The 20,933-nt window shown below is 71.6% G+C and carries 20 protein-coding genes; 9 read left to right on the top strand and 11 right to left on the bottom strand.

Annotated features, from left to right (window positions below):
- Positions 1–84 precede the first annotated feature (84 nt).
- Positions 85–633 (top strand): hypothetical protein, encoded by a 549-nt coding sequence (locus OG570_RS42160; protein ID WP_326954334.1) that lies wholly within the window; start codon positions 85–87, stop codon positions 631–633.
- Positions 634–659: 26 nt separating this feature from the next.
- On the top strand, positions 660–1,277 hold the full coding sequence (locus OG570_RS42155; protein WP_326948327.1) for a hypothetical protein: 618 nt from the start codon (positions 660–662) through the stop codon (positions 1,275–1,277).
- Between the two features lie 194 nt (positions 1,278–1,471).
- Here the strand turns inward: OG570_RS42155 and OG570_RS42150 are convergent, their stop codons facing one another.
- The 4 genes from OG570_RS42150 to mug form a co-directional block, all read right to left on the bottom strand.
- Positions 1,472–1,789, bottom strand: coding sequence for a hypothetical protein (locus OG570_RS42150; protein ID WP_326954333.1), 318 nt, complete (start codon positions 1,787–1,789; stop codon positions 1,472–1,474).
- Positions 1,790–1,951: 162 nt separating this feature from the next.
- Positions 1,952–3,607, bottom strand: a complete 1,656-nt coding sequence (locus OG570_RS42145; protein WP_326954332.1) for a methyltransferase — start codon at positions 3,605–3,607, stop codon at positions 1,952–1,954.
- A 15-nt stretch (positions 3,608–3,622) separates the two neighbouring features.
- Entirely contained in the window at positions 3,623–4,783 is a 1,161-nt protein-coding gene (locus OG570_RS42140) for a 4-hydroxybenzoate 3-monooxygenase (protein WP_326954331.1), read from the bottom strand.
- Positions 4,784–5,031: 248 nt separating this feature from the next.
- Positions 5,032–5,592 carry a G/U mismatch-specific DNA glycosylase gene (gene mug, locus OG570_RS42135; RefSeq protein WP_326954330.1) on the bottom strand — a complete coding sequence of 187 codons (561 nt, stop codon included), beginning with the start codon at positions 5,590–5,592 and terminating at the stop codon, positions 5,032–5,034.
- A gap of 68 nt (positions 5,593–5,660) precedes the next feature.
- Here mug and OG570_RS42130 point away from each other — a divergent pair, with 68 nt between their 5' ends.
- Both OG570_RS42130 and OG570_RS42125 read left to right on the top strand, forming a co-directional pair.
- Positions 5,661–6,152, top strand: a complete 492-nt coding sequence (locus tag OG570_RS42130; RefSeq protein ID WP_326954329.1) for a MarR family winged helix-turn-helix transcriptional regulator — start codon at positions 5,661–5,663, stop codon at positions 6,150–6,152.
- Between the two features lie 56 nt (positions 6,153–6,208).
- The gene (locus OG570_RS42125; RefSeq protein WP_326954328.1) at positions 6,209–7,114 is read left to right on the top strand and encodes an NADP-dependent oxidoreductase; all 906 of its coding nucleotides are present in this window, start codon (positions 6,209–6,211) and stop codon (positions 7,112–7,114) included.
- 35 nt (positions 7,115–7,149) lie between these two features.
- Here the strand turns inward: OG570_RS42125 and OG570_RS42120 are convergent, their stop codons facing one another.
- The 4 genes from OG570_RS42120 to OG570_RS42105 form a co-directional block, all read right to left on the bottom strand.
- The gene (locus OG570_RS42120; protein ID WP_326954327.1) at positions 7,150–7,836 is read right to left on the bottom strand and encodes an SDR family NAD(P)-dependent oxidoreductase; all 687 of its coding nucleotides are present in this window, start codon (positions 7,834–7,836) and stop codon (positions 7,150–7,152) included.
- Positions 7,833–8,237: an ester cyclase gene (locus tag OG570_RS42115; RefSeq protein ID WP_326954326.1), complete on the bottom strand. Its 405-nt coding sequence runs from the start codon at positions 8,235–8,237 to the stop codon at positions 7,833–7,835. The genes OG570_RS42120 and OG570_RS42115 overlap by 4 nt, the downstream gene beginning before the upstream one ends.
- Positions 8,238–8,318: 81 nt before the next feature.
- The gene (locus tag OG570_RS42110; protein ID WP_326954325.1) at positions 8,319–8,927 is read right to left on the bottom strand and encodes a TetR/AcrR family transcriptional regulator; all 609 of its coding nucleotides are present in this window, start codon (positions 8,925–8,927) and stop codon (positions 8,319–8,321) included.
- Positions 8,928–9,012: 85 nt separating this feature from the next.
- A complete protein-coding gene (locus tag OG570_RS42105; RefSeq protein WP_326948337.1) occupies positions 9,013–10,617 on the bottom strand; it encodes a beta-1,3-glucanase family protein in 1,605 nt (534 codons plus the stop codon).
- Positions 10,618–11,136: 519 nt separating this feature from the next.
- Between OG570_RS42105 and OG570_RS42100 the strand changes: the two genes are divergently transcribed.
- From OG570_RS42100 to OG570_RS42085, 4 genes are all read left to right on the top strand, one after another.
- Complete coding sequence (locus tag OG570_RS42100; protein WP_326960307.1) at positions 11,137–11,862, top strand: (Fe-S)-binding protein; 726 nt, start codon at positions 11,137–11,139, stop codon at positions 11,860–11,862.
- Between the two features lie 67 nt (positions 11,863–11,929).
- On the top strand, positions 11,930–13,369 hold the full coding sequence (locus OG570_RS42095; protein ID WP_326960305.1) for a lactate utilization protein B: 1,440 nt from the start codon (positions 11,930–11,932) through the stop codon (positions 13,367–13,369).
- Positions 13,366–13,944 carry a LutC/YkgG family protein gene (locus OG570_RS42090; RefSeq protein WP_326954324.1) on the top strand — a complete coding sequence of 193 codons (579 nt, stop codon included), beginning with the start codon at positions 13,366–13,368 and terminating at the stop codon, positions 13,942–13,944. The genes OG570_RS42095 and OG570_RS42090 overlap by 4 nt, the downstream gene beginning before the upstream one ends.
- Positions 13,945–14,198: 254 nt before the next feature.
- Complete coding sequence (locus OG570_RS42085; RefSeq protein ID WP_326954323.1) at positions 14,199–14,435, top strand: hypothetical protein; 237 nt, start codon at positions 14,199–14,201, stop codon at positions 14,433–14,435.
- A gap of 28 nt (positions 14,436–14,463) precedes the next feature.
- On the opposite strand, the gene OG570_RS42080 is transcribed toward OG570_RS42085, so the two are convergent.
- Positions 14,464–16,986, bottom strand: coding sequence for a glycoside hydrolase family 3 C-terminal domain-containing protein (locus OG570_RS42080; protein ID WP_326954322.1), 2,523 nt, complete (start codon positions 16,984–16,986; stop codon positions 14,464–14,466).
- A complete protein-coding gene (locus OG570_RS42075; RefSeq protein WP_326954321.1) occupies positions 16,983–18,692 on the bottom strand; it encodes a glycoside hydrolase family 3 N-terminal domain-containing protein in 1,710 nt (569 codons plus the stop codon). Before OG570_RS42075 ends, OG570_RS42080 begins: the two co-directional genes overlap by 4 nt.
- Positions 18,693–18,921: 229 nt before the next feature.
- Here OG570_RS42075 and OG570_RS42070 point away from each other — a divergent pair, with 229 nt between their 5' ends.
- Positions 18,922–19,788 carry an alpha/beta fold hydrolase gene (locus OG570_RS42070; protein WP_326954320.1) on the top strand — a complete coding sequence of 289 codons (867 nt, stop codon included), beginning with the start codon at positions 18,922–18,924 and terminating at the stop codon, positions 19,786–19,788.
- Positions 19,789–20,026: 238 nt separating this feature from the next.
- Here the strand turns inward: OG570_RS42070 and OG570_RS42065 are convergent, their stop codons facing one another.
- Positions 20,027–20,854: an SCO6745 family protein gene (locus OG570_RS42065; protein WP_326954319.1), complete on the bottom strand. Its 828-nt coding sequence runs from the start codon at positions 20,852–20,854 to the stop codon at positions 20,027–20,029.
- Positions 20,855–20,933: the final 79 nt, after the last annotated feature.

Genomic DNA, 20,933 nt, shown 5'->3' with positions numbered 1-20,933 from the left:
ATCACCCTGCGCTAACGTCGAAATCATCGACATTACGCAAATTCCGGGCATATCACGGCACCGGAACCGGGGAAAGGAATCGCCATGACGAACAACTGGAAGAGAATCGCCGCGACGGCCGCGGCCGCGACGACGGCCGCAGTGATGAGTACCGCGCCGGCGGGTGCGGCCGACGCCGCCCGGCACTGCGTGCTGAACTCGGAAACCGGTACTCAGCAGTGCTTTGCCGACTACCAACAGGTGATTTCCTATGCCTCGCAGGGCACGATCACCACGGCGCCGGCCGACGCGCATGCGGCGGCACGTGATCTGACGCTGCGCTCGGAACTCGCCGCGCAGCCGAAGGGCGACGTCATCCAGGGCACGTTCTTCGACGGCGCGGACTACACCGGCGATTCGCTGACGATCACCGGACCCGAGCTGTGCAAGAAGGACGGCTGGGTGAACTGGCAGTTCGACCTCGGTGACGACTGGAAGAACCGGATCACGTCCGTGCAGCCGTGGGGCGACTGCTGGCTCTGGCTCTACCCGGAACCGAATCTCAGCGGTGACCGGGACGGCCCGTTCAAGGAGAACAACGGCAACATCGGGTCCTACATGGACAACCGCACCCAGTCCATCGGTTTCAGCTGATCCTCCCGACGAAAGGAATGCCGACCATGACCGGCAAGCGCACGGCACTGACGGCGGCGGGCATCGGCCTGCTGACCGCCGCCGGACTCTTCGTCACCGCCCCGGGGGCGTCGGCCGAGGGCCAGCCCACCCCGCGGGAACTGCTCGACAAGTGCGACAACGGCACCGACTCCTGCGTGTTCCACCCGGCCGGGCCGCCGGAGGAGCACACCGGCGACGGCCACCAGGTCGGCGAGGCGGCCTACAACTGCACGCAGGACCTGCAGCGCAGCACGGTGAACTGGTCGGACACGACCGGCGAGTCGAACAGCTTCGGGGTGTCGCTCTCGGCCGAGTACGGCTTCTCGGAAGTGTTCAAGGTGTCCATCGAGACGTCGTACCAGCACACCTGGGAGTCGTCGCACACCGAAGGGCAAGCGACCAACGTCGACGTCCGGCCGGGGGAGAAGGGCTGGGTGGAGCGCGCGCCGAAGCTGCAGCGGGTGCACGGCACCTACGAGATGCACTTCGGTGACCGGTTCTACGACCACTACATCTGGTACCAGGACTTCGACGCGGACGGCCCGGTGCCCGGCTCCACCGGCGACATCACGCAGCACACGGCGGCGATGACCGACCAGGAGCGCGCCGAACACTGCGGCTGAGGCCACGAAAACCGGCCGCTGCCCGGCAAACCGGGCGGCGGCCGGTGGGTCTAGGGCGCGTCTGACAATGTCTTGGTCCAATCGAGTCGAACGCAGGCGGGGTCCGCCGCGGGAACCGCGGCGTGTGCGGTACTCGATCCGATCAGCCGGCTCGGGGATCGCCGCGACAGTGCCGCGACCGCGCAGATGCCGCATCAGGTGCGGCAACATCGGTGCGTCTCCGGCCTGACCGGGACCGACCAGAGCCACCAGCGGCTGGCCGCTGCCGTCGACCAGTGGTGCACCTTGGTGCTCCACCCGCCGCGGGAACGGCCGATCGCATGGTCAGGCGGCTCGGTCGGCAGACCCGTGTAGTTCGACCCAGCCCCTGCGGGACGAGTGATGTTGGTGGCGTGCCGATGCGCTTGTGCGATCGTCGAGCCCAGCGACACCGCCCAGTCCACCAGGCCGGCCGCGTCGGCCTCGGTGAGCAGGCGTTGCAGCACGGTGTCCCAGGTTCCGTCGCCGGCCATCCGGCGGTGCCAGGTCCAGATCGTCTGCCACGGACCGGACACTGTCGGCACGGACCGGCAACAGGTCTTCGATCAACACCCGTTGATCGTCCGGGAGCAACTGAAACCGCGACACGACCGGCAGTGTCTCAGTCACCAGCCGAAACCCTTGTCAGACACGTCCTAGCGCGTCCGGACCGCGCGCAGGACGTACGCGTCCAGCGCCAGCGGGCGGACGTCGGCCAGCTCGAAGCCCGCGCCGGCCAGCAGCGTGCGGTAGTGGGACTCGCTGCGTTCGCGGCCGCCGACGTTGCACAGCATGTGGATGTCCCACGGCACCGCCAGCGACGCCGTCCCGCTCGCCGCGGGCAGCAGGCGCTCGACGATCAGCAGCTCGGCGCCCGCGGGCATGCCGGCGGCGCACGTCGTGAGGATGGTGTGGCACCGCTCGTCGTCCCAGTCGTGCAGCACGCGGGACAGCAGGTAGACGTCGCCGTCACCGGGGACGGCTTTCGTGAAGTCGCCGGGCACGAGGGTGCAGCGCGTCGCGTGCTTCGCCAGCGCCGGGCCGGCGACGGCCAGGGCTTCCGGGCGGTCCATCAGGACACCGGTGACCGCCGGGTGGGCGTCGAGCACGCGGGACAGCAGTGCGCCGTTGCCGCCGGCCACGTCGACGACGACGCCGGCGGCCGAGAGGTCGACGACGCGGGTGAGCTCGGCGAACATCGCGTTGCTGGCCGCCATCGAGCGGTGGAACAGGTCCGCCAGCTCGGGATTCGCGGCCAGGTGGGCGAAGTGGTGCGCGCCGAAGACCTTCGCGAACGACTCTTCGCCGGTGCGGACGGCGTCGGTCAGCGCGGCGAAGGAGCGGTAGAACGGGCCGCCGTACATCAGGGCGATCGCGCTCATGCCCCCTTCGACGTCCGTCCGCAGCAGCGCACCGACGTCGGTGAGCACGTACCCCGCGGCCGTCGCGCGGACGACGCCGAGGGTGGCCAGGTACCGCAGGAGCCGGCCGAGGCTCTCGCGGTCGGTGCCGGTCGCGGTGGCCAGCGCGTCGAGGCCGGCGGTCGTGGCCAGGTGGTCCGGCAGGCGCAGCTCGACGGCCGTGGCGACGGCTTGGGTGGCCCAGGCGCCGGTCAGCAGCCCGAGCAGTTCCGTGCCGGGCTCGGACGCGCGCTGGTGCGCGGCGAGCACCCGCGGGAACTCGCCCGCGCACAGGAGTTCCAGCCGCCGGTAGGCCGGCGCGGGGTGGTGTGCGTCGCGGAAGTAGAGCACGGTGGCGTCTTCGTGGCCGTTGTAACCCCCGCCGTCCGGGCGCAGCTGGCCGGCGATCGCCGCGCACAGTCCATTGAGGACGATCGGGTCGGCCCGGGGCACCGCGAGCGCGAAGTGGTCTTCCCGGCCGTGACGGCGTTCATCGGCGGCGATGTGGGCCAGGTCCGGCGGCGTGACGAGGACGAAGATCTCCAGCGCGCACGGCCGGCCGGCGCGGTCGGTCACCGGCGCGCGCAGGATGCCGACCGTCAAGTCGTCGGCGGGCACGCCGTAGCGGCGGGCGAGCCGCTCCCGGACGACGACGCTGTGGCTCATCAGCCCGGTTTCGAGGCCGTGGCGGGCCAGTTCCGCGCCGAGCCTGTCCAGTGTGGCCGGGAAGACGAGCAGCCCGACGTGGGAGAAGGGCGCGTGCGCCGCCAATGCGGCGCGCTCGGCGGCGGGCAGCGAAGGCAGGGCCGCCGCGAGCACCGAGGCGGTGTCGCCGGCCCGGACGAGGTCCCGCGCCGCGGTGAGGCGGGCGAGGTCCTCCGGGGCGAGCGTGGGGACGAGCGTCGCGGTCATGGGCACTCCTGGAGGTCAGATGCCGACGTAGTTCTCGGCGAAGAAGTCTTGGTGCGCGCGGGAATCACGCAGGTTGTCGAGCCGGGTCCGGCGGAGCGCGGACCCGAAGGACCCGGCGCCCGCCTGGTCGTGGAGGAGGCCGATCATCCAGTGGGAGAACTCCTGCGCCCGCCAGATGCGGGGCAGGCAGGTGCGCGAGTAGGCGGCCAGGGCCTGCTCGTCGTCGCGCAGCAACGCGGCGGTGAGCGCGGCGGCCAGCACCTCGGCCGCCATGATCGCCAGGTTGGCGCCCTTGGCGGCCGACGGGCTGATCAGGCTGGCCGCGTCGCCGACGAGGAACAGCCGGCCGTGCCGCAGCGGGTCGACGACGTCGGAACGCAGGCGCACGATCCGGCGCTCGGTGACCGGTCCCTGGCGCAGCGCGCCGAACTCACCGGTGCGCATGCGGACGGCCAGCTCGGTCCAGATCCGCTCGTCGGTCCAGGCCGCGGCGTCGTCGCCGGGCGGGACCTGGAGGTAGTAGCGCGTCACCGTGGGGCTGCGTGCCATGTGCCCGGCGAACCCGCGCTCGTGCAGGGCGTAGGTGACCGCCGGCATGCTCTGGGGCGCCTCGGCGAGCACGGCCAGCCAGGAGATGCCGTGGTCGCGCGCGCAGTGCGCCGGAGCCGGGACGGCCTGGCGGGTGGCGCCGTTGCTGCCGTCGCAGCCCGCGAGGAACCGGGCGCTCACCTGTCCGGTTTTCCCGTGCTCGTCGCGGAATCCGACGGTCGCGGTCTCGGCGTCGACGTCCGTGACGGTCACGCCGAAGCGCAGTTCGCCGCCGCGGGCGAGGTACTCGTCGACGAGGTCGGTGACGAGCCGGTGCTGCGGGTAGACGGTGTGCCGCTCGCCGCGGCCGAGCCGGTCGTACCGCAGCTCGAACTCGCCGCCTTCGTCGCGGAAGGCGCACGTGCCGTGGGTGCTGCCGTCACGCAGCATCCCGGTGCCGAGGCCGTGCTCGGTCAGCACCCGCGCGCTGTTCGCGCCGAGGAAACCGGCCCGCGCCCGGGCCTGCACCTGGTCCCGGCCGCCGCGTTCGAGGACGAGCGTGTCGATCCCGGCGGCGCGCAGCAGGTTGCCCAGCACCAGCCCGGCCGGCCCCGCGCCGACGATGAGCACCGATGTCCGATCGGCCATGAGTTCCCGGCCCGTTCCCTTCCCGGAGAAGGGCGGCCCGCCCGGGCCGCCCGGGGCCAGACCTAACCAGGCCCGCGCCCGCCGACCCCGCGTGTCGGCCCTCGTGGCGCGATTGATCACCCATACGGGATCGTCCGTCCGAAGAGGACTGCTACATCCGGGACCGCAGCACGTCGACCTCGCAGCCCGGCGCGCCGCCGGCGACGCGGTCGAGGGCCCACCGAGGCGACCGAACTATCCGGGTCCCCTTACGGGCTTTCGCCGAGGACGCCGGAGCGGTCGGGCATGCCGATGGCCGCGCGCATCCGGGCGAACTCCGCCGCGAGGGCCAAGGGCGGGTAGTGCGCGTTGAGGCCACTCGGGTTGGGGACGATCCAGACGCGGGCGCCGCCGATCGGCTCCGGCTGCGGGCCGAGCTGGGCTTTCGGGGCGGCGAAAGCCGCCCGGTAGCCCGTCACGCCCAGCATCGCCAGCCACTGCGGGCGGATCGCCGCGATCCGCTCGGCCAGGTCCTGCCCGCCGGCGACGAATTCCGCGCGGGACAGCTGCGAGGCGCGGGCCGTGGGGCGGCGCACGATGCTCGTGATGCCCATGCCCCAGCCCAGCAGGAGCCGTTCTTCCTCCGCGCGCAGCAGCCTCGGCGTGAACCCGGCGCGGTACAGGGCGGGCCAGAACCGGTTGCCCGCGCTGTGAAAACTGTGCCCGGCCGCCACCGAGCCGCCGCCGGGGTTGATGCCGACGAACACCACCCGCAGGCCGTCGGCGAGCACGTCCGGGAGGAGGGCGGCGGGCGGATCGGCGTCGGGCACGGCTTCGGACTCTACGCAGGGCGCTCGCGGCGGACGGCGGTGGGTGACGTGTCATGTAATCTGCGGGCGTGACGGATGACCGCTGGCTCGACCGGGAGCAGAGCCGCGCGTGGCTGGCTTTCGTCCGGCTCCAGCTGCGCCTCACCTACGAGATCAACCGGCAATTGCAGGCGGACAACGACCTCTCGCTCGCCGACTACGACGTCCTCACCGCGCTGGGCAACGCGCCCGATGCCCGGATGCCGATCACCGCGCTGGCCGCGCTGCTCGGCTGGGAGCGCAGCCGGCTGTCGCACCAGGCCAAGCGGATGGGGAACCGCGGCCTGGTCGACAGCGGCGCGAGCCCCGGCGACCGGCGCGTGACCGAGGTCTTCCTGACGTCGCGGGGGCGGGACGCGCTGGCGGCCGCGGCACCCGGGCACGTCGACCTCGTCAAGCGGCTGTTCTTCGGCGGCCTGCCCGAGCACCTGCTGGCGCCGCTCACCGAAGCGCTGGAGCAGGTCTACGACAACGTCCTCGACCACGGGACCCTGCCGGACCCGCGGACGCTGGGGGAATAGTCGCGGCCCTTCCCCGCTTGCATGACATGTCACGTAATGCGGTGGAAGGAGCGGACATGTCGAACGCGGTGGTCATGACCGGATTCGGGGGGCCCGAGGTGCTGCGCTGGTCGCCGGTGGCGACGCCGGAGCCGGGCCCGGGACAGATCCGGATCAAGGTGGCGGCGGCCGGGATCAGCCCGACGGACCTGCCGCTGCGCTCGGGCCAGCTCAAGGCGTTCGCGCTGCCGGCGGTCCCGGTGCTGGGCTTCGAGGTGGCCGGGACGGTCGACGCACTCGGGCCGGGGACGACCGGCGTGGCCGTCGGCGACGAGGTGGCGGCCTTCCTGCTCGAGCTGGGTGGCTACGCCGAACACGTCCTCGCGTCGATCTGGACGCCGAAGCCCGCGTCGGTCTCGTGGGCCGACGCGGCGGCGCTGCCCAGCTCGGCCGAGGCCGCCGTCCGCACGCTGAACGAGCTGGCCGTGCCCGCCGGCGGCACGCTGCTGGTGTTCGGCGGCGGTGGCGCGGTGGGCGTCGTCGCCACGCAGCTGGCCGTGGCCCGCGGGATCAAGGTGCTCAGCGTGGTCGGCGCCCACGACGAAGCTCTGGTGCTGGAGCTGGGTGCGACGCCGGTCCGGTACGGCCCCGGCGTCACCGCGCGGGTGCGGGAGCTGGGCGACGTCGACGCGGTCCTGGACGCGGCGGGCAAGGGCGTGCTGGCCGACGCGGTCGAGCTGACGGGCGACCCGGGCCGGGTCGTCACCCTGTCCGACCCGGCCGCCGGCGACTACGGCGTCCGCCTGTCGGGCCCGGACGCGGCGAAGGCGCCGACGGCTCTCGAAGAGGTGATAACGTTGCTGGCCAAGGGAAAGCTGCGGCTGCGTGCGCACCGCGAGCTGCCGATGGCGGACGCGGCCGAGGCGCACCGCCTGCTGGAGGCGGGTGGGGTGCGCGAACGGCTGGTGCTGATGGCCGGCTGACGTCCCGGCGTCCCGGCGCGGCAGTCGCGCCGGGACTACCAGGGCAGTGGGCCGTTCTCGTCCGAGAAGGTGCCGGTCGGGCCGGCCGCGTCGAGGGTGGCCAGGCGCACGACGGCCCGGGCGCTCTCCGCCGGCGACCGGCCGATCCCGAAGTCCGCGGTCATGTCGGTGGCCGTGGTGCCGGGTTCCACGGCGTTGAACCTGATGCCGGGCTGGGCTTTCGCGTACTGGACGGTCAGCATGGTCGCCGCCGTCTTGGACGCCGAGTACAGCGCCAGTGGCAGGTGGAACTCGGGCCGGTCGGGGTTGGTCACCGCCCAGAACGATCCCGCGCTGCTCGACACGGTGACCACCGTGGGGTTCGAAGACTTGCGCAGCAAGGGAAGCGCCGCTTCCGTGACGCGCACGATCCCCACCGCGTTGGTGTCGAACACCCGCAGGGCCGCGGGGCCGTCGAGGGGTTCGTTCCCGAGGACGCCCGCGTTGTGCACCAGGACGTCGAGCCGCCCTTCGGCCGCGCCGATCGTCGCCAGCGCGGCGGCCACCGAGGCGTCATCGGTCACGTCGAGCTGCACGAACCGGGCACCGAGGTCGGCGGCGGCCTTCTCGCCGCGCTCGCTGTCCCGCGCGCCGACGTAGACGGTGTGCCCCAGGGTGAGGAGCTGGTTGGCGGTCTCGAAACCGATGCCCTTGTTGGCCCCGGTGATCAGTGTGACGGTCATGAGTTTCCCTTCGAGGTGAGCTGACGGCGGAGTTCACCGGCGTCGTGCAGCGCCGTCATGTGGACGAACCGCCCGTCGCGCACCTGGTAGATCGCGTACTCGGTGATCTCGAACGAAGCGCCGGTGGGGGCCACGCTGAGCCACTCCTTCGCCGGCGTGCCCGTGTTGACCAGCCGCGCGGCGAGCCGATCGCCGTCGAAGAGCAGTTCCTGCAGCTCCCAGTGCAGGTCCGGGACCGCGGCGACGTCGGCCCGCTGCACGGCGAGGAGGTCGTCCCGGGTGGCGGGTTCGCCGTTCAGCGTGGTCCGGTCGTTGATGAACTCGTCCATCCGCCCGAACCGGTGGGCGTTGAGTTCGGCGAGGTAGCGCAGGTAGAACGCGCGCAGAGCGCTGTCGGACATCGGATGTCCCCTTCTGCATCGATTGATACAGAATTCACCGTAGCACGTTCCGCATCGGTCACTACAGAAGTGAGCGGACGCTCAGCGAGGCGGCCACGCGCGCAGTGCGGCGTCGGCCATGTCCTGCAGTTCGGCGCGGCCGACGCCGCTGGAAGCCTGCACGGCGATGCCGTAGGCCAAGGCCGTGACGTAGCGGGCGAGCACCGCCGGGTCGGCGTCCGGTGGCAGGTCGCCGTCGTCGACGGCTAGGCCGAACCGGTCGCGGATGTGGGTGTAGCCGTTGTCGCGCCACTCGACGAGGAGGTCGCGGGCGCCGCGGCCGGCGTCGCCGGTGGCCAAGGCCCCCTGGACACCCAGGCACCCGTGGGGGCCGGCCGGGCGGGTGGTGGTCCGGATGGTGCCGGCGAAGATCGCGGTGACGACGCCGAGGGCGGTCGGCTCGTCGAGGGCGCGCGGCAGGTAGGCGCTCGGGCCCTCGGTGTAGCGCTCCAGGGCCTTGCGGAACAGTTCTTCCTTGTTGCCGAAGGCCGCGTACATGCTGGTGGTGGAGATGCCCATCGCGTCGGTCAGGGTGGCCAGGCTGGCGCCCTCGTAACCCTGCTCCCAGAAGACCAGCAGGGCGCGCTCGAGCGCTTCGTCGGCGTCGAATCCCCGCGGCCGGCCGCTCGGGCGGCGCTGTCTGGTGTCCACCTGCCGTAGCTTACGCTTTTCCGCATCGATTGATGCGGAACCGTGGTGGCCCCAACACGCGAGGGCCACCACGGTCGTCACCAGGTCAGCCCTGGTGCCACTTCTGGTTCGCTCCGCCGGTGCAGTCCCACAGCGCGAGGGCCGCTCCGTCGTTGCCGTTCCAGGCTTGGATGTCCACGCACTTGTTGGCCTGCGGGTTGACGAGGTCGCCCGCCGCGCTCAGGACGAACTGCTGGGCGGCGTTGCCGCTGCACGTGGCGATCTGGATGACCGCCCCGTTCGCCGTGGAGCCCCAGGCGACGTCCATGCACATGTTGTTCTGCGTCTTCAGCGTGCCGCCGGAGAACGTCCAGTTCTGGGCCACGGTGTTGTTGCACCCCCAGGTCTGGAGGTGGACGCCGTCGGCGAAGTTCTGGCTCGGCACGTCGATGCACTTGCCGTTCCAGTTGCTGATGAGCCGGTTGCCCGACGTCGGGGGCGGGGTCGTCCCGCCGCCGCCGGTGAAGCTGTTCAGCGTGATGCCCGCGGCCCGGGGGCTGCCGTCGTTCACCAGGGACTCGAAGTTGCCGACGTCGTCGAAGGCGAACGCGTAGGCCTTGCCGTCGGCCATGTTCGCGTGCACCAGCCGCGCGTACTGGTTGGTCGGGCTGTTCTTGTAGAAGTCCCCGGCGTTGCTGCTGGGCTGGGTGTCGATCGTGCCCAGCGTGCCGCGGTTGAGCGCGGCGCATAGCGTCCGGGAGATCGGGCCGACGACCTGGTCGTTCGGGGCGGCCAGTGCGCCGTCACAACCCCAGACGTTGGCCGAGGACGGCTTCTGGAACGACGCCACCTGCTGCCCGGCGCTGTTCGTGAAGTTCATGACGTTGCCGGAGGTGCGGCCGAAGTACTTGGTGTTCGGCTGGTCCCCGAACGGCACGACGGTCAGCGTCTTGCCGGTGTAGGCGTTCCACGCGGAGTTGATGTACGGGTCGAGGTAGGTGCTGCTGAGCTGACCCGCGTCGGCCGCCTTGCCGGGGGCGAGGACGCGCAGGACCGTGCCGTCGGAGCGGGTGTAGACGGAACCGCCCCAGCCGGACTGGCCCTTGATGCCGTTGATGACGTTGTCCCGGCCGTTCGCGACGAGCGTGCCGGTCGAGTTCACCGCGCCGGCCCCGGTCGTGACGCTCACCGTGTGCGGGATGGCGAACATGTCCACTTGGGAGCTGTTCAGCCAGAGACCGGCGTCGTTGTAGGTGAACTCGCTCCAGTCGAACAGGATGTCGCGGTTCGAGTCGCCGCCGGCCCACGGCGCCGGCTGGACCAGGCCGTCGGGCGTGAGGTAGAAGTTCAGGCGCTGGCCCATCGAGAAGTACACGCGGCCGGAGATGTTGCGCGGCACCTGGATCGTCGTGCTGCCGCCGTTGCCCGGGCCGGCGATGGAGACGTCGGGTGCCGGGGTCGGGGGGTTGCCGCCGGGGCTCCACGCGGTGAAGGTGCCGCCGGCGTTGACGTACCCGAGCCGGCCGGTGCTGAGGTTGACGCCGAGCACGTACAGGTAGACGGCGTCGCCGCGGCCGGTGTTGTTGGTGATGGACAACGGCAGGAGCGCGGGACCGGAGGCGGCGGCGGGGGTGACGCCGCCCCATACGGCCGTCGCCGCGACCGCCGCGAGCGCGGCGATGATCGCGGTCAGCTTTCTTCGAGTTCGCATCGGCGACTCCTTTGTCCGGGGTGGGGTGACTCCGATCGGAAAACGCGAAAGCGGAACGCGACAACGTTGTCAGCGCGCGCCGTCGCGAAGGGCGCGGACACTTCGGACAGGAACGGCTGAACTCGTTTTCACGGGCCGACGATCGTCGACGGAGTAGCGCGACGGTAGGCCTGTGCCACTCACCGGGTCAATGGTCTAGACGTATTGAGAGCTTCTCGTGCAGCGCCGTTGCCCTGGCGGCCGTTGACAGGGCGGACCCGGCCGGCGTCGGGCTCGCTCGACGCGGCCGCGAGCTGGACGACCACGGCCTTCCGGGCCGCGACGTCGGACCCCGCTGCCGGCCCGCCGGGCGGACTTCGACCGTCGAGCGGCGTGTTGAAACGTCACAACTCACGCCGTCAGGCTGCGAAGTGGTGTTGTGCCGGTTCATTGACTTCGCCTTCGGGTGCGTTGTAGCGTCACCGCGTCGAGTTTGTGAAACCTTTCAATGCGGAGGGTACGATGGTGCGGCGGCCGGGACTGAACGTCGCCGTCATGGTCACCTGCGTCAACGACTCGCTGTTCCCCGACACCGGCAAGTCGGTGTTCCGGCTGCTGCGCCGCCTCGGCGTCGACGCGGACTTCCCGGCCGGGCAGACCTGCTGCGCGCAGCCGATGGTCAACACCGGCTACCTCGACGAGGCCGTGCCGGTGGTGCGGACGTTCGTCGACGCCTTCGCGGGCTACGACGCGATCGTCACGCCGTCCGGCTCGTGCGCGGGGTCGATCCGCCACCAGCACGCCATCGTCGCGCGCCGCGCGGGGGACGAGCGGCTCGCGTCGGCGGCGCCGAAGGTGTACGAGCTGAGCGAGTTCCTCGTCGACGTGCTCGGCGTGACCGACGTGGGCGCCTACTTCCCGCACCGCGTCACCTACCACCCGACCTGCCACTCGCTGCGGCTGCTCGGCGTCGGCGACAAGCCGCTGCGGCTGCTGCGCGAGGTGCGCGGGCTGGACCTCGTCGAGCTGCCGGCGGCCGAGGAGTGCTGCGGTTTCGGCGGCACGTTCGCGGTGAAGAACGCCGAGACGTCGACGGCGATGGGCGCGGACAAGGCCCGGCACGTCCGCGGCACCGGCGCCGAGGTGCTGGTGGCGGGGGACAACTCGTGCCTGCTGCACATCGGCGGCCTGCTCTCGCGCGAACGCAGCGGCGTGCGCGTGATGCACCTGGCCGACGTGCTCGCTTCGACCGAGGAGGACGCGTGAGCACCACTCGCCCGGCCCGGGTGTCCCGCACGGCACAGGAGGATGCGTGAGCGCGACGTTCGTCGGCATGCCGGCCTTTCCCGAGGCGGCCCGGAAAGCGCTTTCCGACACCCAGCTGCGCCGCAACCTCGCGCACGCCACCGGCACCATCCGCGCCAAGCGCGCGGCCGTCGTGGGCGAGGTCGAGGAGTGGGAGGAACTGCGGGTGGCCGGTGCGGCGATCAAGGACAACACGCTGCGCCGCCTCGACGAGTACCTGCTGCAGCTGGAAGCGTCCCTGCAGGCGCGCGGCGCGACCGTGCACTGGGCGCGTGACGCCGCGGAGGCGTGCGCGATCGTCGCGAAGATCGCGCACACACACGGCGTCGACGAGGTCGTGAAGGTCAAGTCGATGGCCACGCAGGAGATCGGGCTCAACGAGGCACTGGCCGAGCAGGGCGTCACCGCGTGGGAGACCGACCTCGCGGAGCTGATCGTGCAACTCGGCGACGACCTGCCGAGCCACATCCTGGTGCCCGCCATCCACCGCAACCGCGCGGAGATCTGCGAGATCTTCCGCCGGAACATGGCCGACGCGCCCCCGGGCCTGTCGGACGAGCCCGCCGACTTGGCCGCCGCCGCGCGCTCGCACCTGCGGGAGAAGTTCCTGCGGGCGCGGATGGCCGTGTCCGGCGCGAACTTCGCGGTCGCCGACAGCGGCACCCTGGTCGTCGTCGAGTCCGAGGGCAACGGCCGGATGTGCCTGACGCTGCCGGAGGTGCTCGTCTCCGTCGTCGGCATCGAGAAGATCGTGCCGACCTGGACCGACCTGGACGTCTTCCTGCAGCTGCTGCCGCGCTCCAGCACGGGGGAGCGGATGAACCCGTACACCTCGACCTGGTCGGGCGTCACGCCCGGCGACGGGCCGCAGGAGATGCACGTGGTGCTGCTGGACAACGGGAGAACCCGCGCGCTGGCCGACGAGGTCGGCCGCCAGGCGCTGCGCTGCATCCGCTGCTCGGCGTGCCTGAACGTCTGCCCGGTGTACGAGCGGACGGGCGGCCACGCGTACGGCTCGGTCTACCCGGGCCCGATCGGCGCCATCCTGAACCCGCTGCTGAAGGGCGTCGGCGTCGACGAGCAGACGGACTCGCTACCGTACGCCTCCAGCCTGTGCGGCGCGTGTTTCGAAGCCTGCCCGGTGCGCATCGACATCCCCGAGGTCCTGGTCCACCTGCGCGCGAAAGTCGTCGACGCCCACCGCGACGGCGCCCCGAAACCCGAGGCGCTGGCGATGAAGTCGGCATCCTGGCTGCTGTCGGACGCCCGACGCCTGGGCGTCGCGGAACGCGGACTGAGCATCGCCAACCGAGCGTTGACCCGCTTCGGCAAGCGAGTGCTACCGGGCGGCCGCCGAGCGATGAGCCGCCTCCCGTGGCCGGGTTCCCTGTGGACGAACGCCCGAGACCTGCCGGCCCCACCACGAGAGTCGTTCCGGACGTGGTGGCGCAGGGAAGGCCGCCCATGACCGCGCGCGAAGAGATCCTGGCCGCCGTCCGAGGCGCCCTGCAGAACACGGACCGCACGGAAGCACCGGTACCACGCGGCTACCGAACGGTGACACCACCGGACACAGTGGACTTGTTCGCCGAGCGAGTGGTCGACTACCGAGCGGCGCTGACCCGCTGCACAACGGCCGAGCTACCCGAAGCCATCCGAACAGCCCTGGGCGACGCGCGGAAAGTCCTGGTACCAAAGGGCTTCCCGATCACCTTGAACGGAACCCCCGACGCGCCGGACCTGACCACGTTCGACGCGGTGGTCACCACGGCAACACTGGGCATCGCCACGACGGGCTCCCTAGTACTGGACCACGGCCCCGGCCAGGGCCGCAGAGCACTGACCCTGGTCCCGGACATCCACGTGTGCGTACTGCGAGAGCGCGACATCGTCCCAGGCGTCCCCCAAGCGGTGGCAGCACTGGACCCGACGAGCCCGCAGACGTGGATCAGCGGCCCGAGCGCGACGAGCGACATAGAGCTGACGAGGGTGGAGGGCGTACACGGCCCAAGAACCCTGCACGTCATCATCGTCACGGAGTGAGGAACGGCGGGTCACGGTGAAGCGCTAAGAGCGCACCAAACCACCCAAAGCCCGAGGGCACCCAGCCCCCGCCCAGCACCCCGATCCGAAGCCACAACACGGCAGCCGAGCACGTGTCAAGGCACGCTTTCCCGCCTTGACACGTGATCCGCTGCCGTAGTCACAATCAGACTTCGGGGTGCCAGGCAAAACCACGGCGGTCACAACCGCCCGCCGGGACGCGCATCACCGCCGTCGCGTCCTGGTGGGACGCGATGCACTTCACCGGCGCCGAACGGGTCGCCTTCGTGCTGGCGGAAGCCGTCTTCACCGCCAGCCCGCACGGCGAACGCGTCCCTGGCGAGCTGTACGCGCAGGCGTGCGCGCACTACGACGAGAAGGCGATCGCCTCCCTCGCCGTCGCGCTCGGGCAGGTCGGCTTCTTCATCCCGCTCGCCCTCATCGGCAAGCCGCTCCCCGGCGTCTCACCCGCGGAGCAGTCGCGGGAGTGAGACCTGGACACCGTCCACGTCCGGCGCCTCATGCGACGGCCAAGGCGAACACGTGCAGCCGGGTGCCGGCCTGGTCGCCGGTGACCGTGGTCGGCAGGGTCACGTACGCGACCGTCTTGCCCGCGGTCAGCGGCACCGGCGTCGCGTAGACGCTCACCGCGGTCTCCGCCGGGTACGGGCTGCCCGCGGGCCGGTTCCACCGGGGCGCGGTGGCGACGAGTTCGTTGCCGGGCAGGGGAGTGCTCGGCGTCCAGTTGGTCAGCCCGAGCGTGAACGGCGCCGTGCTGCCGTCGGTGTAGGTGATCGTCCCGGCGCCCGACCCGCTCCCGTTGTTCGCCGAGCCGAGGAACCACAGCTGCGACCCGCTCTTGCCGACGGCGACGTGCTGGCCCGCCGCGACGACGTTGTCGGGCGCCCCCGACGGCCAGATGAAGGTGACCGGTCCGTGCGTGACGGGCTGACCTGGCACGAGACCGGCCTCGGCGAGGGCCTGGGCGGAGTAGCTGTAGCCCGAGCCGTCGAAGTTCGCGCTCTGCGGTGCCGCATCTGCGCTGACGGCGGTGTCGTCGTACGCGTCGGCGAGCGACCCGAACAACAACGGCAGCGCAAGGGAACTGCCCTGCAACGGCCGGTCACGTCCCGACGAGCTGACGGTGCCGGACAGATCCAGGGACGCGGACTTCGCGCCGCTGCCGACCGCGACGGTCAGCGCCGTGGTGGACGTCGACCGCGGGCGCAGCACCACCGGCACCTGCGCGGGCGTGACGGTCACCCCGGCCGGAGCGTCGATGTGCGCGGCCACCGTGACGGGTGCGTCGGTCGTGTTGCGCAAGGTCAGGGTGGCGCCGAAACTCGTGCCCGGCTGGGCCATCTTGGTCGCCGACGTGAACTGCGCCGACACCAGCGGGCCCACGGTGACCTGGAGCCCGGACGTCGAGCGGAAGCCCCCGTTCGCCGTCGCCGAGGCGGTCAGCCGCCACAACCGGCTCTGGGCGTCGGCCGGCGGAGTCACCAGCCACGACGTCTGCAGCCGGGCGCCCGGCGTGACGAGAGGGAACGTCGCCGGGGTCAGCGGCTTCGCCTGCCAGCCGCTCGGCAGGTCGAGGCCGAGCTGGACGTGGGTCAGCAGCTGGGTCCCGCCGGGGGTGAGCGTCGTGGTGACGACGGTGCCGTGCGCGGGATCGAGCGTCGAGGGCGCGGCCGCCGTGACGGTCCGCGCGCCGGTCGACTGCAGCAGCGTGTAGGACGACGTCAGCGGCAGGTTCCGGGACGAGTCGCCGACGAACAGCCGGTACGTGCCGGGGTTCGTCGTCCAGGTGTGGGCCTTGCTGTCCCACGTCTGCAGGTCCGACGGCGCGAGCGTGAAGGTGACGCGCTGGGACCGGCCCGGCTGGAGCGTGACGCGCTGGAACCCCTTGAGCTGCTTGGGCGGTTCGCCGGCGCTGGCCGGGTCGCCGACGTAGAGCTGCGCGACCTCGGACGCCGTGCGCGTGCCGGTGTTCTTCACCGTCGCCGTGACCTTCGCCGGGCCCGCGGTGACGGCGAGGCGCGGTGAGACGTCGAGGTCGCTGAAGGCGAACGACGAGTACGTCAGGCCGAATCCGAACGGGAACAACGGCGTCAGGTTGTGGGCGTCGTACCAGCGGTAACCGACGTTCAGGCCTTCGCTGTAGTGGAACGCGGTCGTGTTGGTCGCGACATCGACGACGCCGGGGTAACGCGCCGGGTCGGCGGTCGGCAGCTGCGCCATGCTCGCGGGCCACGTCTGCGGCAGCTTGCCCGACGGGTTGACGTCGCCGAACAGGACGGACGCGAGTGCGGCGCCGTTTTGCTGGCCGCCGTACCAGGACTCGAGCACGCCGCTCACCGAGTCGAGCCACGGCATGAGCACGGGCGCGCCGGTGTTGAGCACGACGATCGTGCGCGGGTTGGCCGCGGCGACGGCGGCCACCAGGTCGTCCTGGGCGCCGGGCAGGGTGAGGTTCTGCCGGTCACCGTCCTCGCTCTCGTCGTCGTTGACCACGACGACGGCGACGCTGTCCTGCTTGGCCAGCGCCGCGGCGGCCGCGATCGCGGCGACGTCGGGGACCTGCCAGCCGAGGGTGACGGACCCGTTGCCGGGCGGGCTGGTCGGCGTCCCGGCCACCGGCCCGGTCGGGCCGTTCACCGGCTGGTAGTTCTCGACGGTGATGGGCGTCTTGACGCCGCCCTGCAGGCGGATCGCGGAGACACCGGGGCCGTACTGCGCCCAGTCCTGGAAGACCGGCTGGCCGCCGACCGTCATCCGGATGCCGCCGGTGTTGGCCATCGAGAAGGTGTACGTGCCGGTGACGGGGGCGGTGAGGAAACCCCGCCACCGCACGGAGAACCCGGCCGGGTTGACGCCGGGCCCCGGGGCTTGGGTGTAGTGGTCGTCGACGTTCGGCTCGACGCGCGTCAGCGCCGGTTTGCCCGACAGATCGAGGTTGTTGAAGTACTCGGTGGTCAGGCCCGGCTGCCCGCTCGCCGTGCTGAACTGCGCGGACGGGACGGTCGGCAGCTTGTCGGTCACGCCCGGCACCGACAGACCCGTGTGCGCCAAGGGATTCCGTTCGCGGATACGGTGAGTTCGGTGATCGACCACCAACTGGAAGCCGTTCCCGTCTGCGTGACCTTGACGTAGCGCGCCTGCTGGACCGGGAACGTCGCCGTGATCAGCTGGCCGGTGCCCGCACCGGTCGCGACCGGCGCGCCCCACGACGTCCCGTCGGTGGAAAGGGAGACCTCGTACCCGCGGGCGTAGTCGGTGTCGTTGCCCGCGTCGATCGTGACCTGGTCGATCGGGTGGAGCGCTCCGGTGTCGACCGAAACCCATTGCCCGGGCGCCATCGGGACGCCGCTGGACCACCGGGTCGCCGGGTTGCCGTCGACCATGTTGCGCGGCTGGTCACCCGCGCTCGCCGAGGACGACGCGCTCGCGGCCCACGAGCCGGCGTAGTCGACCCGGCCCGCGGTGCCCAGCCGGGCGGCGATGCCGTCGGCGACCGTGACGACCGCCGCCGGGTCGACCGGGACGTGCGAACTGCCGCCACCGCCGGTGATCGGCGCGTCCTTCGCGGCCGCTCCGAGCACCGCGACCGACGGCGTTGCCGAGGGGTTCAGCGGGAGCACGTTGCCCTGGTTCTTCATCAGGACGGTGCCCGCCGCCGCGATGTCGCGGGCCGTGGCGACGTGTTCGGGGGTGGTGGCCGTCGCGGCCGGCGATCCGGCGACGGTGTCGAAGAGGCCGTAGGCGAACTCCTCGGTCAGCAGCCGGGCGACCTTGTCGTTGAGCACGGCCATGCTGACCGCTCCGGAGCGGACGGCGTCGGCCAGGGGCTGCCCGAAGTTGCCCGGCGTCGGCATGGTCAGGTCGAGTTCGGCGTTCGCGGCTTGGACCGTGCTGCGGGCGCCGTCCCAGTCGGTGACGACGAAACCGTCGAAGCCCCAGTCCTGCTTGGCGGTGTCCTTGAGCAGGCTGGCGTTTTCGTTGGCGTGCACGCCGTTCACGAGACGGGTGGCGGCCATGATGGATGCCGCGTTGCCCTGCTGCACCGCCTGCTTGAACGCCGGGTAGTAGATCTCGTTGAGGGTGCGCTCGTCGATGATCGCGTCGGCGTTGTTGCGGTTCTGCTCGGTGTCGTTGGCCACCAGGTGCTTGAGGTCGGTCATCACGGAGCGGGACTGCACACCCTGGACGTACTGCGTCGCCATCGCGCCGGCCAGGTAGGGGTCCTCGCCCGCCATCTCGAAGACGCGCCCGCCGCGCGGGTCGCGCACGAGGTTGACGTCGGGCCCGAGGTTGACGCCGACGCCCTTCGTCTTGGCCTCGGCGCCGACGACGTTGCCGTAGGCCAGTTCGGCGGCCGGGTCCCAGCTCGCCGCGGCGGCCACCGGGGCCGGCAGCGCCGTCGTCCCGCCCATGACCACGCCGGCACCGCCGTCGTTGAGGTTCAGCGCGGGCACGCACAGCCGGGGGATCGGCGCCACCACACCGGCGTACCCGGGGAGCTGGGAGCCGTGCGTCATCGACAGCTTCTCGTCGGTGGTCATCTGGGCCAGCACCTGCGCGGCCCGCTCGGCCGGCGCGGCTGTGGACCCGAGCCACGGGCAGGCCGCCTGGGGTGATTCCGCCGCGGCCGCGGGTACAGCCGGGGTGAGGAGCAGCGCCGCCAGCACCCCGGCGGTCCAACGTCGCCGTGAACGGCCGGGCCGGTGCTCGCCGGTGAGCAGGGGCATGCGTGATCCTCTCGGAATTCTGCGCGCGACGAATCCGCGTCCGGAACCGGACTTATAACGTTTCAATCGAAGTCCGCTGAGCCTACGACCCGGATCCGCGCAGGGTCAAGACGTGCTGATCGCCAGGCTTTGTCAGGAACCGGACAGTCACCGGCGGCTCGTTACGGCGCGGGCCGGGTGGGTAGTCCGTCAAGGCGGCAGCGCGCCGTTTCGCAGGAGAGGAGCACGCGTGTTCAGGGGCTTCACGCTGGAGACCGTCGACGTCGGGCCGGTGCGGTTGCGGGTGCGGCACGGCGGGTCGGGCCCGCCGGTGGTCCTGGTCCACGGCCACCCCCGGACCCACACCACCTGGCACCGGGTCGCGCCGGAACTGGCCGACGACCACTTCGTCGTCTGCCCCGATCTGCGCGGTTACGGGCAGTCGACGCTGCCGCCGGACGAGCCCGGGCACACGCAGTCGGCCAAGCGGGCGATGGCCGGCGACATCGTGGCCCTGATGCGCCACCTCGGGCACGAGCGGTTCTCGATCGCCGGCCACGACCGCGGTTCGCTCGTCGCCTTCCGGGCCGCGATGGACCACCCGGGCACCATCGACCGGCTCGTCGTGATGGACGGCCTGCCCGTCACCGAGCACCTCGAGCGGCTCAACGAGGACTTCGTCCGCGCGTGGTGGCACTGGTGGTTCCTGGCCCAGACCGACAAACCGGCCGAGCGGGTCATCAACGCCGACCCCGGCGCCTGGTACCGCACGCCGCTGCCGTACGAGATGGGCGAGGACAACCACGCCGACGTCTGGGCGGCGCTGCGGGACCCCGCCGTCGTCCACGGCATGTGCGAGGACTACCGCGCCGGCCTGCGGGTCGACCGCGAGCACGAGGAAGCCGACCGCGCGGCCGGGCGCCAGGTGCGCTGCCCGACCCTGCTGCTGGCCGCGACCGAGGACGACATCGACATCCACGGCGACCCCCTCGAGATCTGGCGCCCCTGGATCGCCGGCGAACTCCGCGGTGTGGCCGTCCATTCCGGACACCACCAGGCCGAACAGGCACCGGGTGAGGTGGTCCGGGCCATCCGTGAGTTCCTTCGTGAACAGTGAAGAATTGCCGAGACCGTAGATCAGGGGCTCTCGGCGTGCTGGGTCGCGTTCCTCTCGCGGCACGCCTTGGTTACTGCGGTGCGGCCCGGCCGGCGTCGAGGCATCGGGGGTTCGCCCCGGTGCCTCGGCAGGCGCTCGCGGAGGTGCGGATCAGCGGGCTTCGACCGTGCTGGCTGTACGTCCTACACGATCGACGCGTCGCCCGACGTCCCGGTCGTCGTCGGCTGAAACCCTGTCGTCACTGGGATCCCGTGGCCACCAGCCGCGCGGTGATGGGTTCCAGCTCGGTGATCAGCTCGTCGAGTTCGGCAGGGGACAGGGCTTCGTACGGCGGGACGGCGAGAGCGTCGGTCAGGGCTTCGATGCGGTACTTGGTCTCGCGGCCCGAGTCGGTGAACCGGCCCTCGGCGTCGACCAGCCCGCGCTTGCGCAAGCCCGCCATGACCTCGGCCAGCCGCTCCTTCGGCAGGTGGTGGATGCGCCCGAACGACTCCGCCGGGTGGATGTCCATGTCCAGCGCGCTGAGCACGTGCGACTCCGTGCCGCCGATGCCCGCGCCGACCAGCGCGGCGATGTGCCCGTCACCGCGGTGCTCGCGCAGCATGGTCGCGGAGTGCCACAGCCGGGCGACCGGGTCGCCCGGCACCGCGACGGTGCGCATCCCGGCGTACATCACCCGGCCCGCGGTGGGCGCGCTCGTCGCGGCCTTGGTCGTCAGGTCGGCGGCGCGCACCAGGCCCGGGGAGCCGGCCAGCTCGTCGCCGAGGATCCGCCGCAGGGACGCCGCGCTGCCCCGCTCCCGCGCGGCGAGCGACGCCTCGGGCGGGATCGTCTCCCACGCGCTCGGGATGTGCCGCGCGGCCTCGCCGTCGGCGAAGTTGTAGAAGGCCGCGTGCACGACCTGCGCCGGCACCCGCCCCAGCGGAGCGGCGCGGCCGGCGAAGTAGCCGTCCCAGTAGGTGCGGTGGCCGAGCGCGGCCTGCTCCTCGTTGCTCTCGTCGGCGAAGAAGGTGACCAGGCAGATCGGCTCGAGGAGCTCGAACATGCGACGGGCGAGGTGAGTCATGTGCTTCCTTACGGTTTGCCCGGGTCGCGCACCGCGCGGTGGATCGATCGGCAGGTTGTATCCCGCCGCTGCGGGGACC

The sequence above is a fragment of the Amycolatopsis sp. NBC_01286 genome (assembly GCF_035982555.1).
In the GTDB taxonomy this organism is placed as follows: domain Bacteria; phylum Actinomycetota; class Actinomycetes; order Mycobacteriales; family Pseudonocardiaceae; genus Amycolatopsis.
The sequence above is the reverse complement of the archived record's forward strand: the minus strand, read 5'-3'. Positions and strand labels throughout refer to the sequence as shown.